The organism is Parasphingorhabdus sp. (assembly GCF_039968395.1).
In the GTDB taxonomy this organism is placed as follows: Bacteria; Pseudomonadota; Alphaproteobacteria; order Sphingomonadales; family Sphingomonadaceae; genus Parasphingorhabdus.
On sequence record NZ_JBDVPV010000004.1, the window covers coordinates 105,604 to 120,458 of the forward strand.

Consider the following 14,855-nt stretch of genomic DNA (forward strand, 5'->3'; position numbering starts at 1 on the left):
TCGGAGGGAGCAGAGAATATGATCAATCTAGCAATTTCTGCCGCTGCGACAACGGGTGGACCAACCTTACTCGGCATTGATGTCCTGTGGGTAGCAACCATTTTGGCAGCTGTCGCAACCATGGCTGTCTTTTTCGCAATCTATGCCGCGATAACAGTGCGCGATCCGATGGCGAAACGAGTCAAATCACTCAACGAGCGCCGGGAACAGCTGAAGGCCGGTATTACCGCCTCCACTACCAAAAAACGCGCGAAGATTGTTCGCCAGAACGACACAACAGACCGTATGCGTGGAATTTTGCAATCCATGAAAGTGTTGCAAGATGATCAGCTGAGTGAGGCACAGCAGAAGCTGGCCCAGGCTGGTATCCGCTCAAAAGATCTGGCCTATGCGATTATTTTCAGTCGACTGGTCCTTCCCATCCTGCTGGGCGGCGGCACCGCATTGGCAATCTATGGTTTGGGATATCTGCCTGACTATACGCCGATCAAGAAGTTTGCGGTTTTTGCTGGCTCGGTAATCGCTGGCTACAAAGGCGCTGATGTCTATGTCAACAATCTGATCAACAAGCGGACCGATCTGATCCGCAAAGGTCTGCCTGACGCCATCGACTTGCTGGTGATCTGTGCGGAAGCTGGCTTGACGGTCGACGCTGCTTTTGCTCGTGTTTCCAAGGAACTGGGCGATGCCTATCCTGAACTGGCGGATGAATTCTCGCTTACTTCGATCGAGCTGGGCTTTTTGACCGAGCGTCGTCAGGCATTCGAAAATCTGGCCTATCGTGTGGCGCTGGAGCATGTCAAAGGCGTTGTAACAACGATGATCCAGACCGAGAAATACGGTACACCACTGGCATCTGCTCTGCGCGTTCTGTCAGCGGAATTCCGAAATGACCGCATGATGCGAGCTGAGGAAAAAGCAGCTCGCCTGCCGGCGATCATGACAATTCCATTGATTTTGTTCATTCTGCCGGTGTTGTTTATCGTGATCCTGGGGCCAGCGGCCTGCTCGATCTCCGATGCTCTGCTATAAAACGGTCCGGAATACTGAAATCAAAAAAAGGAGCGGCCTTCAACAGCCGCTCCTTTTTTCATCAACTATCTAGTCTGAAGCGATGGCATCAGCTGAGTTTTTTATCTTGGCAAGCCACCCGGACAGCTGTTTTTGTTCCGATTCCGTGAGCACCGACATAATCTTCTTTTCCATCGTTTCGGCGGCGGGCATGATCTGATCATATAAATCACGTCCGGTGTCACTGAGCATCAAGTGATGCGATCGACCATCTTCGCTATTGGGGCTGCGTCCAAGCAATGCCCGGTCTACCAGCAACTTGACGGCGCGATTGACTGTAACCTTATCCATCAATGTAGCTTCCACGAGCTGGCGCTGTGTCGCAGCTCCCCGGCTACCCAAAACGGCCATCACGCGCCATTCCGGAATTTTCAAACCGAAACGGCTTTTATACTCACTGGCAATGAGATCACTGACGGCATTGGACGCAGTGGACAGTTGATATGGAATAAAATCATCAAGATTGGTGGTCATAAGTAATATTTATTCAATTTTGGCGCGAAGTCCAATCCAAAATGTTCGCGGATAGGCTCTTTCAATGATACCGGCGCCGCTTATCGCAGTCTCAACTTGCGTGTTGAACAGGTTTTCGACCCGGCCTTCCAGCAGCAACGCGTCCGTCAATGCATAGCCCAATCGACCATCAACGGTGAACGCGTCGTTCAACCTCCGGCTATTCTGGTCATCTTCAAACTGACTACCGATATAGCGCAACGAAACACTGGCACCGGTTCCATTATCCTGCTCCCACTGCACGCCAGCGGATGCGTTATGCTTTGGAATCTGCGCAGGCCGCAATCCATCGACCGGCTGCGCGGCCCCTGACGCATTTACATCCGCATCAACATAGGACCATCCGGCGCGGAGCGACAGATTTTCGGTGATGGCATCAAGATCAAAACTCGCATCAATTTCAATACCTTTGGATTCAATGGAGTCTAGATTCTGCCGTTGCCGGAACAGCCCGGCTCCGGACACAAACCCGACACCGGGGAAAAGACCTGGACCGCTGTCCAAAGTTACATTGGCAACGGCATTGTCGAGTTGGTTATAAAAAGCCGTGATGCTGACCGACACGTTTTCAGTCTGCCAGTCCACTCCGAATTCGGCACCCTTGACCCTTTCCGGCTCGAGAAGTTCATTTGCCGCCGTAGCGTCCGGGCCAACCCGGAAGGGCCGGAAAAGTTCATTAATCGTAGGCAGACGCCAACCGAGATAGGCCGCTCCGCGCAAGGTCACCGCATCGCTGGCATCAAATGCAAACCCACCCCTTGCAGTGAATTCACTACCGCTACGATTGGCAAAGCTCGCATCAGTCCGGACAGAACCGGGGAAAGGATTGATCAGTTCGATTTCGCGCCGAAAACCATCATTGATGGACCAGAAGTCGACACGCCCTCCCCCCGTGAGCACCAATGCATCTGTCGCCTGCAAGCTGGCTTCCACAAATGCGCCATAGGTCGCAGTATTACCCCCTGCCCGCCGGCTGCGACGAGGTGTATCATTGTCGAGGAAAAAGAAATTCTCATTGGTTGTGCCTTCGGTTCGGCGCCAGTCGCCACCAATCCTAAGCTCCGCATTTTCTCCGACCGGAGGTCGCACCTCGAAACGCGCTCCAAGTCCGGTCGATGGCACATTAAACTGTTCAAACACGCGGTTCACGCTGTTGCGATCTGCCGCCACACCGCCAAAGCTCACATTGAAATTTCGGATCTGAACATAACCCAGAGCAGACCATTGCCAGCCACTTTCCGACCGATTGACCAGTCTGATACTCGCATCCGCACCGTCATTGTGATTATCGCTAAACTCAAAGCCGCGTTCGCGCTCATCGGTGAATGCGCGGAAGTTGGCTTGCAGTTCGGTATCATCAGCCAGAGGCGTTACATAGCGCACAGCAATGCCCGCCTGTTCATATTCCGCCTGGCGATCGACCGACCCGCGCTGGCTCTCGACGATCGGAATGAAGCCATCACCACGCGCATAACTGGCAGATATGGTCAATTGCCCTTGCCCTAATTCGCGCCCGAACAGCAGATCAGCATCGACACTGTTGCGGCTGCCATATGCGGCGCCGAACTCGATCAGATCACCAACATCTTCACTGAAAAGTTCTATGGTTCCTGCAATGGCGCCAGAGCCGTCGCTTCCACTGCCACCACCGCGACGAATACGCGCTTCAGCAAGCGGCAGGGCATCGTATCCCGGCCAGGCAACCCAGCCACCAAAAGGATCAGCTTGCGGTACGCCATCCAGCAGCAATACTGCTCGCGACGAAGCATTACCGCCTAATCCGCGTAGCGTGATACCTTGGCTGGTCGGGTTCGCAGATCGCGCATCACTGCGACGGAATTGTTGAAGGCCTGGTAACTGACGAAGCGCGTTTTCTGAACGATCTGAAACTCGAAGATCAACCCATATTCGCGAATATGCCTCATCGCCCTTCGCATCTGGCAAAGGCAAGCCTTGAACAACAATATCATGATTGGTCCTGATGATCAGAGTGTCGGGATCATTTGGATCATCAAAAACCTGCCCCCAAGCCGCCCCACTCACCGCCAGAAGCGGCAACGCAAACATCCATTTTTTTGTCATGATCTAGCTGTGCATCCACTTCTGGTGAACCGGCATGTCATCGGGCAGACGATGATATTCCTGTTTGTCACATGCGAAATTCGCGCTTTCAGCGCCACCGAAAAGCGAAGGATCGTCCATTGTGCCAACCTTCAGGATTACGCCAGCTTCAAAACTCGGAGCGCGCGTAGTCAAATGAGTACCACAATCGGCACAAAATTCCCGGGTGACGCCTTTTTCCAGATCGGCGCGTTTATAGCCTTTTACCGCGCCTTTGGTGATGGCAAAATTCTCCGCTGGCATCGCCATGGCCAATAGCGAATTTCCGCCCGTAATATATTGGCATTCCCGGCAGAAACATTCCGCTTTCATCATCGGCTCGCCTTCTGCCGAATAGCGCACCGCGCCGCAATAACATCCGCCTTCAAACTTCATCTCTAATTCTCCTTTACCGCTTCCGGCGTTGCTTTTTCGAAAGCCTCCAGAGCGTTGCACCCTGCATCGATCCGCACGAGTTTCGGGAATGCGGTCAGATCCGTTTCAAACCGCCGCGCATTGTACATTTGCGGAACCAGGCAAACGTCGGCAAGATTGGGGGTATCACCGCCGAACAATCCGGTATCGGGTGCCAGTTTTTCAAGCGCTGCAAACCCGGTTGTCATCCAGTGCTGCATCCATTGAATCACGGCCTTGCCATCTGCTCCAAATTCGCTTTTCAGATAATTGCCGATACTGATATTATTGATCGGATGGATGTCCGTCGCGACGATCAAAGCTTGTGCGAGCGTCGCTGCGCGCTCAACCGGATCGGATGACACCATCGGTGGATCAGGATATGTTGCATCCAGATAATCGATGATCGCCAGTGACTGGATGATATCCTCTCCATCCACCGTCAGTGTGGGAACGCGCCCTTGCGGATTGGTGGACAGATAATCCTTCCCGCGCTGTTCTCCTTCGAGCAGATTGACCGACCGTAACCGATATTCAATTTTCTTGAGATTCAGGACTATTCGCACACGGTAACTTGCCGAGCTGCGCCAATAGTCGTGGAGGATGATATCTGACATTCGCGACTTGTGGAGAGCCAGCTTCCAAAAAGCAAGCCCGGTTCGATCAACCTGTGACGATCCGGCCACCCTGGATTGGAACATTGCCTTTTGCTTCGAGCCGGACCGGACGCCCGGATCGTTTGGCCAGCTCTTCCAACCATTGCGGATGTGCGTTCAGTTTCGCCGCGACGGCGGAGTGCAATTCCAGGCACAACTCGCCTGTTCCCGTACTTCGTTCGGCTTGCCTGAGCATTTGCAGGGCCGCATTCAGAATTTGGTTTGCTTGAAGAAGCTCGACTACTGATGGACCTGTTTTTCGGCTGACAATCTGCATGAAGCCAAAACCGTTAACAGCTGTCCGTTCGCAATCGGCTGACATGTGATCATCGAAAATCTTGCCGATTTCGGTCCTCTTTGCCTTTGTATCCAAAGTTGGAAAATCTACACCAACTGAACCCGTAATATCCAATCGCGGAAGCAACAATGCCACTTGCTTTGCTGCCCGTTTTGCCAGTTCAAACGGAGCCAGTGGACCATCAATATCAATGACCGTCATTGCCGGCGTCACGCAGATTAGCAAAGTTCCGCCATCAAAATCCAATTTGCCGGTTTCCGCTTCTTCCAGTGCTTCCGGCCATCCCTGCAAAGTCAGATCATCGACGCCATGGGCACGGACAGGTTTTACTGCAATTCCGTTCGCTTCAATTTGCGCGAGCAAGCCGGGCCCGGCAGCTATTGCCGTACCGGAGGCGGCGGGTCTGGCTTTGGCACGTTTTTCCTGTCCGTTTTTCTCATTCCAGCTTGCGCGCGTGATTTCGACACGAACATTGCTTCCTTCCGTCAAACCTTCCGGTATTGGCTGCAGCAACGCTTCCTCTCCTGTTTCAAGGCAAACAATGCCCGACATGCCGGCAACCCATTGCTGGACAAAACGCGCGTCCACAACGCCCCCGGCCCTGACGCCGGATTCCAGCCGCTCGATCCGGATTTTCCGACAAACTCCGCCATCGACCAGCATCGCGCGATTTTCACCAATGCCGGCCTCATACAGCCAGTATGTCGAAGTCTCAGACAACCGAATAACCGGAACTGATCAGAAGATTTCGGGTCTCGTACAAAGGCAAGCCCATGATCCCGCTATAGCTGCCGGACATTGCGACAACAAATGCCTCGGCCTGCCCTTGAATGGCATAGCCTCCAGCTTTGCCCTGCCCTTCTCCGGAGCTTATGTAGGCATCAATTTCCGTTGCCTCGAACCGCTTGAATTTCACCAAGCTGTCGGAGATTTTCGTGCGGGTGGTGCCGTCGGTCGCAACGACGCAAACCGCGGACAGAACATGGTGCCTCCGGCCGCTTATGAGTTGGAGAAACCGTCGCTGTTCGGTCGCATCTACCGCCTGCCCCAAAATGCGCCGACCAACCGCGACCGTGGTATCTCCGGCGATCAGCACCTCATCTGCATCCCGCGCGACTGCAGAGGCTTTTTCTTGAGCCATGCGCAATACATAATCGCGGGGCAATTCGCCGGCCCACGGAGTTTCATCAATGTCGGGAGAAGTAATCCTGTCAGGCTTGATGCCCAGCCGTCCCAGCAATTCAAGCCTGCGCGGACTGGATGAGCCAAGGACAAGCCGCATGCGCGCGCCAGTCCCGGCTTATTTGAATCGATAAGTGATACGACCCTTGGTCAGGTCATAGGGGGTCAGTTCGACCAGAACTTCATCTCCAACGAGCACACGAATACGGTTTTTCCGCATTTTACCTGCCGTGTGGCCCAAAATCTCGTGACCATTTTCCAGTTCGACCCGGAACATCGCATTCGGGAGCAGTTCGCGAACCATTCCCTTCATTTCCAATAATTCTTCTTTTGCCATTCGGCTTGACTTATCCTTGTTCACTGGCCGGAAAATCGGCCTGTTTCGTACAGCTCAGGGGCACATAAACGGAAATACCGCAAAAGGGAAGGATTTGATGTCGCTTGTCGCTTTCCGGCAAATTCTTGCGACAAATTATTACAAGGAAATGATTGTTTCCAGACGGAAACCCCGTCATTCAGGCCATATTCTCCCCTGACACCAATGCGACCATATCGGAAAAATGAAAAAAGGTTCTCCACCGTACATTGCCCGTTGCCGATTTGAGCTGTCGCTCGCTACAGGTCTGATCCTGTCAACCGCGCTTCATTCGACCCCGGTACTCGCCCAATCCGAAGATGGAACGGAACGCAGGGACGAAGAGATTGTGGTTATCGCAGAATATGCTCGAGGTGCCGTGGTCACCGATGTCCCTCCGGTTCTCGAACTGGACAGTGCGGATATCGACAGTTTTGGAGCGTCGTCGGTTCAGGATCTGCTGACAGCCATCTCCGCGCAGACCACGTCCAGTCGGGGTCGCGGCAGCGGCCGGCCAATTGTCCTGATCAACGGACAGCGTACATCCGGTTTTCGTGAAGTTCGCGATCTTCCTCCAGAAGCGATCAAAAATGTACAGGTATTTCCCGAAGAACTGGCATTGCAATATGGCTATCGCCCCGACCAGCGCGTCATTAACTTCATACTGAAAGATGATTTTACCGGCTTTAGTCTTGAAGGAGAGATTGGCCAGCCAACCCGCGGCGATCGGTTGCACACGGAATATGAAACCAACGTTACCCGCATTGGCAAGAACAGCCGAATAAACCTGAATCTCGAATATCAGAAAAATACCGGGATTAGCGAAGCAGACCGCAATATTATCCAGAGCGACGAGGGTGCTGCGGTCAATCTGGGTGACTTCAGAAGTCTTTCCGCATCGACTGATAATCTCGAGTTTAATACGAATTACAGCCGGACGTTTGAGAACGGCACGGCGCTTTCAATCAACGGGGACTTTGAATATGATCGTTCCCGGCGTTTGCAGGGCTTGCCAAACGCAAGTCTGGATGTTCCGGCGACCAGCCCGTTCGCTATTTCGCCCGTGGACGAGAGCATCTTGCGCTATTTTCCGGAATTTGGGCCGCTCCGTCGTGACGTCAAGACACATACAGGCAAAGCAGGTGCAGCTTTGAACGGAAAATTGTCGGAATGGCGCTGGTCCCTAACCGCGGAATATATCCGGGAACAAATTGACACGACTACCGACCGATCCGCCGATCTTGCGGCCCTGCAGACATCAATCAATGCTGGCATTGTTGATCCGTTCTCAGACGATCTGGGTTCGCTCATCGGGGGCCCTCGCACCGATGAAGCACGAGCAATCAATCAGACGATAGACAGCCTGGCAACGATTTCGGGAACGCTTTTGACGCTCCCCTCGGGTCCGGTTATCGTCACGTTACGCGGCGGATATGACCGCGAGAGCATCGACAGCCGCGACATAACGGATGGCGTTACTACCAACAGCAGTCTCGCACGTAATGATTTCAACACTGGCTTTAATTTTGAAATTCCTCTGGCGGACGAGAATATCGATGTCGTCGACACGATCGGCAAATTCTCGATCAACGGAAATCTCGGCTACAGCGAATTGTCCGATTTTGGAGGATTGCTGGAATTTGGTTTTGGATTGAATTGGGAACCGCTGGATGGTCTTGTTTTCACTGCCTCGGCAATTGGTGAAGAGGCTGCCCCCGAAATCGCACAGCTTGGCAATCCATTGATCACGACGCCCAATGTAGCGATCTTTGATTTCACAAATGGCGAAACGGTGTTGGCTGATATTACGACTGGCGGAAATCGGAACCTGCCCGCGGAAAAACGGCGCGACGTCAAGCTGGCGCTAAGCTATCGACCAAAATGGATGGATAATCTGTCCTTGCTTGTCGAGTATAACCGCAACAATAGCGAGAATGTTGCAACCAGCTTCCCGTTGCTGACGCCCGAGATTGAGGCCGCGTTTCAGGATCGCGTGACTCGCGACAATGACGGTTGGCTGATCGCAATTGATCGCCGCCCCGTCACCTACAGCGAAGTTCGAAGAGAGACGGTTCGATATGGATTGAATTTCTCGAAACGCTTTGGCCAGCGGCGTGGCGGCAGAACCGGAGCATCCGGGCGCCGGGAAAGAAATCCCAATGCCCGGCCTTCAGGCCGTCCGGGCGGCAGCGCACGCCCGAACCGAAGTCCAGAACCTGCTGCGGGCACACCACTAGAGACAAACACGCAAGCCAGCCCGCAACGGCCTCAAAGCGCACGATCCAGAAGGCCTGGTGGTCGCGGAGCCAACCGACGACGCGGCGGTCGCTGGCGGGTTTCAGCCTATCACACCATCCGCATGCAGGATCGAATCCTTATCCGACCTGGCGTCGAAGAGCTGGACTTGCTGAACGGCTCGGCGACCGGATCAAATGGCGGCAGTCCGCGCCACAAGTTCGAACTGGAAGGCGGTTGGTTCAACAACGGAATAGGCTTTCGCGTGCGCGGCGAACACCAAAGCGCAACCCGGATCAGCGGCGGATTGACAGGGTCGGACTTGAGCTTTTCTGATCTCACCACATTGAATATGCGGATGTTCATCAACCTCAACGATCGCGGGAAACTGACCGAGAACGTCAAGTTCCTGAAGAACAGCCGCATCGCCCTGCGCGTGAACAATATCTTTGACGATATTCAGGATGTACGCGATTCAAACGGATTGGTGCCGCTCAGCTATCAGCGCGGATTTGTCGATCCAATCGGGCGTTATGTCGAAGTGAGTTTCCGCAAACGGTTCTAGCGACGGGTGGCCTTTATCCGATAAACGGTCCGCCAGCTTTTCTCGCCATCTGTTGAAATTTCCAGCTGCCAGTTCCATGAATTTTCAGTGGGTGGAAAAAAGGTAATCCGTCGTGCCGGTGTGGGTTTTGGCGCGACATAATGCATGACGATATTTCCGGATTCATTTTCCTTCGCGGAAATATGAGCCATTGCTGGAGTGCTGTTGTTGGACCACGCAATATCCCAACTATCCGTAGCCTTGTCATACATGCGCAAATTGGTTCCAAAGCCTCCGCCATTAGGCATCCAGAAATCCTGGATCGCAGTGCCATTTCCGAGACATGTGAAATTCCAGCGGGCACCAGCTCCCGCCGTCCAGGTGGTTCCATCCTGAGACAATTGTTCGTCTGCGATATCCCAGTCTCCGAGATATCGACCAAATTGCGCCATCGGGCCGGTCATACAGCCTTCCGACTTGTCCATCCCGACATCAGCCAAAGGATCCGCAGATCCGCCCGTGCTTGTGTCTGCGGCTATTGCAGCGCTTAGACTCAATGATCCTGCAACCAGTGCAGTCAAAATATTCATTTTCATATATCCCCCAAGGATTCCGGACCCGCTCGTCAGGCCTGTGTACCTGATCAGAAGCATTGGATGCCCCCTCCCAGCATGTTTTAGAACTCGGCAACGGTCATCCGGCAACGGTTGTTCTGCCAAAGCTTTTGCACCGTCGACCAACGGCATTTTCGGAATTCATTCGTCAGAGCTGATCTGGTGAAACCTCGTCAGCTTTGAAGATGTGCATTTCAGGGCGATAACCGGCCAAAGCGGTCAGCCGGGTCACAAATTTCCGGGATGCCGATACGCGGAAATGGGTTGCGACAGCAGCTTCATCCTCCCACTGCTCATAGAAGAACAGCCTGTCTGGTTGTTCACAATCAATATGAACATTGTGCGAGATACAACCCGGTTCACTCCTGGAACGCGCGCTATGCTCGGCACAGGTTGCACGGATCTCGTCACGGTTATCGAAATTCGTCTGAACAGAGCCGGTGATGATGATCATGATCCGAAGATCCTAACCCATATCTCCGGTCAAATGCAATTTTCGCATGGCCCTCCAGGCCAGAGCTTTGGCTTTGTTCTGCGCGGGAAACCGCCCAGGCGGATTCGGACTGTATCCGCGTTGACGCAGCCAGCCATTCAACGCGTGAGCATCCGCTTCGGCAAAGCTCCAGTCGGAACGCCAGGTAATCGATAGAGAGATGCTTGGCTCCGGTCCATTTCTGACGAAATGCGGTGCCATGACGGGAACAAAAATCGCCTTGCCGGGAACCAGACGATGTGCCTTGCCATTTTGCAGAAATTCGTCTTTCCAGACGAGATTCCGCGGGCCGCCCGTATGGTAGGTCTCATGCAGGGTTGCCGGTGCAAATTGCTCGTCACCAGCCGGAAAAACCGTCATGCATTTCTCGCCGCGCAGTTGCAGCAAAATATTGTGCTCGGGATCAAAATGATATGGTGTCATTGCATTGGGTGATGACACAAACAGAAAGCCTTGAGGCTTGAGAAGTTTACCGGTTTTGCTTTCCAGAATCGGTCGAATTTCTTCCAGCAAGGACATCAGCAGAGCCTTATATTCTGGCATCTGCTCTATATTCTTCAGCACTGCCCAGCTTGCCGAGTTTTCGATCATCAATATCGTGTCCGCAATCGTCATACCGTTGCTGGGTACATCTTCAGGAGCAATACCAACCGGCAGATCGCCGGGATTATATTCAACGCATGATGCCGGCAGAGCGGTCCCCAACCTGGCCAGAGCATCAAGTGTCAGCAACTCGTGCGATATCAATCCATGGTCGAAGACGCGCGTTTGCTCCGGATAGCAAGTCGTGAACTCGGAACGCATCTCCTTGCCAAAGACCTGCTTCTGAAAAGCTTTGCTTCCGGAAATCTGGTTCATTTCCCGTCCTCCATTACGTCAATAATCTCACGGCCCTTGAGTTGAGCCATGATTTCCTCGCCAAAACGTACACCTCTGAAAATCGCCGTGCGCGACAACCCTTTCATTTCAACCGAGAAGCGCCCGACATGGCGACGTCCCGACCACAGGCTATCAATCATCGGGTGGTTTTCCGCGGCACAGCTATCCATCCACTGCACGCAGGGATCGTTAAGAATATTCAGATTTTCGCGTTGCAAAAGCACACCAGGCGAAAAGCGGGCATAGTCTTCGTCAAAAGCGGTTTTGAAAGAGAAGCTTCCGGCACCGGATATAAAATTGACCAACATCGCCAGAGGTTTTCCATCGAGTCGCAAGTCGTGGCGCTCGAGCTGGCCAGCGGATGCTGCGTGTTTCAATATCCCGGCAAAAAACCCACGGGTCTCATCTGAGCAATCGAGGGCCGATCCATTGCGCCCTTTCCAACCCCGTCGTTCGAGAGCCAGAAACTCTGAGGTCCATTGTTCAAGAGCGGCGTCATCACGGCTGGTTGCAAATTGCAGAACTCCCAGTTCACCGAGCCGCTTTTTCTGTCGCCGTAATTCCTTACGTTTTTTGCTGCGCATATTCTGCTCAAAATATGCCCCTGCATCGAGATTGCTTTCAAGGAATGCGCGCGCCTCACTATAAACAAGATCACAGCGACGACCCTGACGGCAACATACTTCCCGCAAAGCCTGGTCCATCGAACCGCCAACAGTCAGCCCGTTGAGGTGAAAAAAGCCTGGCCAGCTGACATCATCCAGTCTTGCAAACAAGCGGGTCCAGAACTGGTTCTCAAATCCTTTGCGAACGAGGGGCGTTCCCAGAAAACTGTTATGGTGCATCCAGTTCTGAACATGAGGCACCGGCCAGCGACCAAAGTTTCGGGAAGGGCCGAGCGGTAACAAACCCAGCAGATCGGATTTCAGCGGAACACCGGCCCAGAACAGAAAAATATGTAGACCGGCATTGCCCTTGAAATGTCTGAGCGCAGGTTCCAGCATCCAGTTTTCATAAAATATATTGGGTTCGCTGGCATTGCTGGCGAGCTTTTGCCAGGCCGGCAGATGATCGCGTTCCAGCGCTGTGACAGGCAGCAATTCATCTGATGCGGACGCAACCAGACAAATACAGTCGCTATGTTCATAGCTGTCCGCACTTATGTTTTTGGCCTGAAACCCGCCTGCATCCATTGGTTGTTCGATCCCCATCTGCCACAAAATTCAAGACGGCTTTGCTAGCAGAATTTGGGTAATATCCGATTAACGCCATTTGTGTGTTTCACGATCATTTGGAGCATAGAAAAACCCCGCCGAAATCTCTTCCGGCGGGGCTTTTTCAACCAATTGATTTAGCGGGTTACGCTACGCCGTGTGCCAAAGCTGCAAGAAGCAACAACGCCACAATATTGGTGATCTTGATCATCGGGTTAACGGCTGGACCTGCAGTATCCTTGTAAGGATCACCAACAGTATCACCGGTCACCGCAGCATGGTGAGCGTCTGAGCCCTTGCCACCGTGATTGCCGTCTTCGATATATTTCTTGGCATTGTCCCAAGCGCCGCCGCCAGCTGTCATCGACAGAGCAACAAACAGACCAGAGACGATCACACCGAGCAACAAGGCACCAAGTGCAGCAAAGCCATTTGCCTGACCCGCAACCGCTGTGATCGCAAAATAGACCACAATCGGAGCCAATACAGGAAGCAGCGATGGCAGGATCATTTCCTTGATCGCGGCTTTGGTCACAAGGTCCACTGTCCGTGCATAGTTGGGACGGGAAGTGCCATCCATGATACCGGAGTCTTTCGCAAACTGGTCGCGAACATCGACAACAACGTCACCAGCAGCGCGGCCCACAGCGGTCATACCCATCGAACCGAAGAGATATGGCAGCAATGCACCCAGCAGCAAGCCCACGATCACATATGGGTTTTCAAGACTGAAGCTGACTTCAAGGTTCGGGAAGAACTCTTTGAGGTCGGCAGTGTAAGCCGAGAAAAGCACCAGTGCCGCCAAGCCCGCAGAACCAATGGCATAACCTTTGGTCACTGCTTTTGTGGTATTACCCACAGCGTCAAGCGCATCTGTCTTGTTGCGAACGCTTTCGTCCAGCCCAGACATTTCGGCGATACCGCCAGCATTGTCTGTAACCGGCCCGTAAGCGTCGAGCGCGACAACCATGCCCGCAAGTGCCAGCATTGCAGTTGCTGCAAAAGCGATACCGATCAGGCCTGCCAACTGGAACGCCACAACGATGCCAACCACGATAACCAGAGTAGGCAAAGCGGTAGCTTCCATTGAAATCGCCAGACCCTGGATCACGTTAGTACCGTGACCCGTTTCCGAAGATTTGGCGATTGAACGTACCGGGCGATATTCCGTACCCGTGTAATATTCAGTGATCCAGATGATCAGGCCAGTAACGGCCAGACCAACCATCATCGACCAGAACAAGGCCATGCCGGTGAAACCGCCCGTACCGTCAAGGCCAGCGCCGATAACCGCATTCATGTCACCGAGCGAACGCATGGTGACATAGTAGATTGCCGGGATCGACAAAATCGCGGTTGTGATGAAGCCCTTGTACAAAGCGCCCATGATGTTGTTGCTGCTTCCCAGACGGACCATATAGGTACCGATGATGGAGGTGATAATACAAACACCGCCAACAATGAGAGGTAGAGCCATCAGGCCATTGAGCATCGAGTCTCCAACCAGGTCTCCGAACAAAAGAGCCAGCAGCACCATGGTGGCGCCAACAGTCACAACGTAGGTCTCGAACAAGTCGGCAGCCATACCGGCACAGTCACCGACATTGTCGCCCACATTATCGGCGATAGTCGCAGGGTTGCGCGGATCATCCTCAGGGATGCCAGCTTCCACCTTGCCCACCAGATCCGCTCCAACGTCAGCTGCTTTGGTAAAAATACCGCCGCCCAGACGTGCAAAGATCGAAATCAGTGAAGCACCGAATGCCAGAGCAACCAGAGAATCGATGACTTCGCGGCTTTTGGCTTCAAGGCCCATTTGCGTGGTTAAAATCCAGAAGAAGATCGAGATCGCAAGAAGAGCCAGTCCAGCCACCAGCATACCGGTTACAGCACCTGCGCGGAAGGCAACGGTCAAACCGGTTTGCAAGCTGTCACTTGCGCCTTGTGCCGTGCGGACATTCGCACGAACAGAAATGTTCATGCCGACATAGCCCGCAACACCTGACAGGATCGAACCCAGCAAGAAACCAATGGTCGAAATCGGAACACCGCCGCGAGACATGTCCAGAAAGACATAGACCAGAACCGCGACGACAACGCCAACGATTGCGATCGCGCGATATTGCCGGTTCAGATAGGCTTGTGCACCTTCTTGAATTGCAGCAGCAATATCCTGCATTTTTTCGTTGCCTGCAGGTGCCCCCAGCACCTGACGGCTTGTGATAAACCCGTATAATACGGCAATAAAACCGCATAGAATTGAAATGGTGACAACAGTCATTTGCTG

The 14,855-nt window shown here is 53.3% G+C and carries 14 protein-coding genes; 2 read left to right on the plus strand and 12 right to left on the minus strand.

Going from position 1 to position 14,855, the window contains the following annotated elements:
- The first annotated feature begins 18 nt into the window (after window positions 1-18).
- Window positions 19-1,032, plus strand: coding sequence for a type II secretion system F family protein (locus ABJI30_RS09790; RefSeq protein ID WP_348018007.1), 1,014 nt, complete (start codon window positions 19-21; stop codon window positions 1,030-1,032).
- Between the two features lie 69 nt (window positions 1,033-1,101).
- Here the strand turns inward: ABJI30_RS09790 and ABJI30_RS09795 are convergent, their stop codons facing one another.
- From ABJI30_RS09795 to infA, 7 genes are read right to left on the minus strand one after another with little or no spacing between them, the layout of a single operon-like run.
- Window positions 1,102-1,545 (minus strand): MarR family winged helix-turn-helix transcriptional regulator, encoded by a 444-nt coding sequence (locus ABJI30_RS09795; RefSeq protein ID WP_348018008.1) that lies wholly within the window; start codon window positions 1,543-1,545, stop codon window positions 1,102-1,104.
- Between the two features lie 9 nt (window positions 1,546-1,554).
- Window positions 1,555-3,666, minus strand: coding sequence for a TonB-dependent receptor (locus tag ABJI30_RS09800; protein WP_348018009.1), 2,112 nt, complete (start codon window positions 3,664-3,666; stop codon window positions 1,555-1,557).
- Between the two features lie 3 nt (window positions 3,667-3,669).
- Complete coding sequence (locus ABJI30_RS09805; RefSeq protein ID WP_348018010.1) at window positions 3,670-4,080, minus strand: GFA family protein; 411 nt, start codon at window positions 4,078-4,080, stop codon at window positions 3,670-3,672.
- Between the two features lie 2 nt (window positions 4,081-4,082).
- On the minus strand, window positions 4,083-4,799 hold the full coding sequence (gene maiA / locus ABJI30_RS09810) for a maleylacetoacetate isomerase (RefSeq protein ID WP_348025471.1): 717 nt from the start codon (window positions 4,797-4,799) through the stop codon (window positions 4,083-4,085).
- On the minus strand, window positions 4,762-5,772 hold the full coding sequence (locus ABJI30_RS09815) for a ribonuclease (RefSeq protein WP_348018012.1): 1,011 nt from the start codon (window positions 5,770-5,772) through the stop codon (window positions 4,762-4,764). The genes maiA and ABJI30_RS09815 overlap by 38 nt, the downstream gene beginning before the upstream one ends.
- Window positions 5,765-6,334, minus strand: coding sequence for a nucleoside triphosphate pyrophosphatase (locus ABJI30_RS09820; protein ID WP_348018013.1), 570 nt, complete (start codon window positions 6,332-6,334; stop codon window positions 5,765-5,767). The genes ABJI30_RS09815 and ABJI30_RS09820 overlap by 8 nt, the downstream gene beginning before the upstream one ends.
- Window positions 6,335-6,352: 18 nt before the next feature.
- The gene (gene infA, locus ABJI30_RS09825) at window positions 6,353-6,571 is read right to left on the minus strand and encodes a translation initiation factor IF-1 (protein ID WP_066742521.1); all 219 of its coding nucleotides are present in this window, start codon (window positions 6,569-6,571) and stop codon (window positions 6,353-6,355) included.
- A gap of 223 nt (window positions 6,572-6,794) precedes the next feature.
- Here infA and ABJI30_RS09830 point away from each other — a divergent pair, with 223 nt between their 5' ends.
- On the plus strand, window positions 6,795-9,389 hold the full coding sequence (locus tag ABJI30_RS09830; protein WP_348018014.1) for an ABC transporter ATP-binding protein: 2,595 nt from the start codon (window positions 6,795-6,797) through the stop codon (window positions 9,387-9,389).
- Here ABJI30_RS09830 and ABJI30_RS09835 read toward each other — a convergent pair.
- The 5 genes from ABJI30_RS09835 to ABJI30_RS09855 all read right to left on the minus strand — a co-directional run bounded on the left by ABJI30_RS09835 (window position 9,386) and on the right by ABJI30_RS09855 (window position 14,849).
- Window positions 9,386-9,958: a hypothetical protein gene (locus ABJI30_RS09835; protein ID WP_348018015.1), complete on the minus strand. Its 573-nt coding sequence runs from the start codon at window positions 9,956-9,958 to the stop codon at window positions 9,386-9,388. The genes ABJI30_RS09830 and ABJI30_RS09835 overlap by 4 nt on opposite strands.
- A 172-nt stretch (window positions 9,959-10,130) precedes the next feature.
- Window positions 10,131-10,436 (minus strand): putative quinol monooxygenase, encoded by a 306-nt coding sequence (locus ABJI30_RS09840; protein WP_348018016.1) that lies wholly within the window; start codon window positions 10,434-10,436, stop codon window positions 10,131-10,133.
- Between the two features lie 12 nt (window positions 10,437-10,448).
- A complete protein-coding gene (locus ABJI30_RS09845; RefSeq protein WP_348018017.1) occupies window positions 10,449-11,333 on the minus strand; it encodes a transcriptional regulator in 885 nt (294 codons plus the stop codon).
- Complete coding sequence (locus ABJI30_RS09850; RefSeq protein WP_348018018.1) at window positions 11,330-12,565, minus strand: GNAT family N-acetyltransferase; 1,236 nt, start codon at window positions 12,563-12,565, stop codon at window positions 11,330-11,332. The genes ABJI30_RS09845 and ABJI30_RS09850 overlap by 4 nt, the downstream gene beginning before the upstream one ends.
- A gap of 148 nt (window positions 12,566-12,713) precedes the next feature.
- Window positions 12,714-14,849, minus strand: coding sequence for a sodium-translocating pyrophosphatase (locus ABJI30_RS09855; RefSeq protein ID WP_348018019.1), 2,136 nt, complete (start codon window positions 14,847-14,849; stop codon window positions 12,714-12,716).
- Window positions 14,850-14,855: the final 6 nt, after the last annotated feature.

Coding starts and splice junctions, on each gene's coding strand:
- ABJI30_RS09795 (WP_348018008.1), bottom strand. CDS start 1,545: ATGACCACCAATCTTGATGATTTTATTCCATATCAACTGTCCACTGCG.
- ABJI30_RS09790 (WP_348018007.1), top strand. CDS start 19: ATGATCAATCTAGCAATTTCTGCCGCTGCGACAACGGGTGGACCAACC.
- ABJI30_RS09830 (WP_348018014.1), top strand. CDS start 6,795: ATGAAAAAAGGTTCTCCACCGTACATTGCCCGTTGCCGATTTGAGCTG.
- ABJI30_RS09805 (WP_348018010.1), bottom strand. CDS start 4,080: ATGAAGTTTGAAGGCGGATGTTATTGCGGCGCGGTGCGCTATTCGGCA.
- maiA (WP_348025471.1), bottom strand. CDS start 4,799: ATGTTCCAATCCAGGGTGGCCGGATCGTCACAGGTTGATCGAACCGGG.
- ABJI30_RS09855 (WP_348018019.1), bottom strand. CDS start 14,849: ATGACTGTTGTCACCATTTCAATTCTATGCGGTTTTATTGCCGTATTA.
- ABJI30_RS09835 (WP_348018015.1), bottom strand. CDS start 9,958: ATGAATATTTTGACTGCACTGGTTGCAGGATCATTGAGTCTAAGCGCT.
- infA (WP_066742521.1), bottom strand. CDS start 6,571: ATGGCAAAAGAAGAATTATTGGAAATGAAGGGAATGGTTCGCGAACTG.
- ABJI30_RS09820 (WP_348018013.1), bottom strand. CDS start 6,334: ATGCGGCTTGTCCTTGGCTCATCCAGTCCGCGCAGGCTTGAATTGCTG.
- ABJI30_RS09850 (WP_348018018.1), bottom strand. CDS start 12,565: ATGGGGATCGAACAACCAATGGATGCAGGCGGGTTTCAGGCCAAAAAC.
- ABJI30_RS09840 (WP_348018016.1), bottom strand. CDS start 10,436: ATGATCATCATCACCGGCTCTGTTCAGACGAATTTCGATAACCGTGAC.
- ABJI30_RS09800 (WP_348018009.1), bottom strand. CDS start 3,666: ATGACAAAAAAATGGATGTTTGCGTTGCCGCTTCTGGCGGTGAGTGGG.
- ABJI30_RS09845 (WP_348018017.1), bottom strand. CDS start 11,333: ATGAACCAGATTTCCGGAAGCAAAGCTTTTCAGAAGCAGGTCTTTGGC.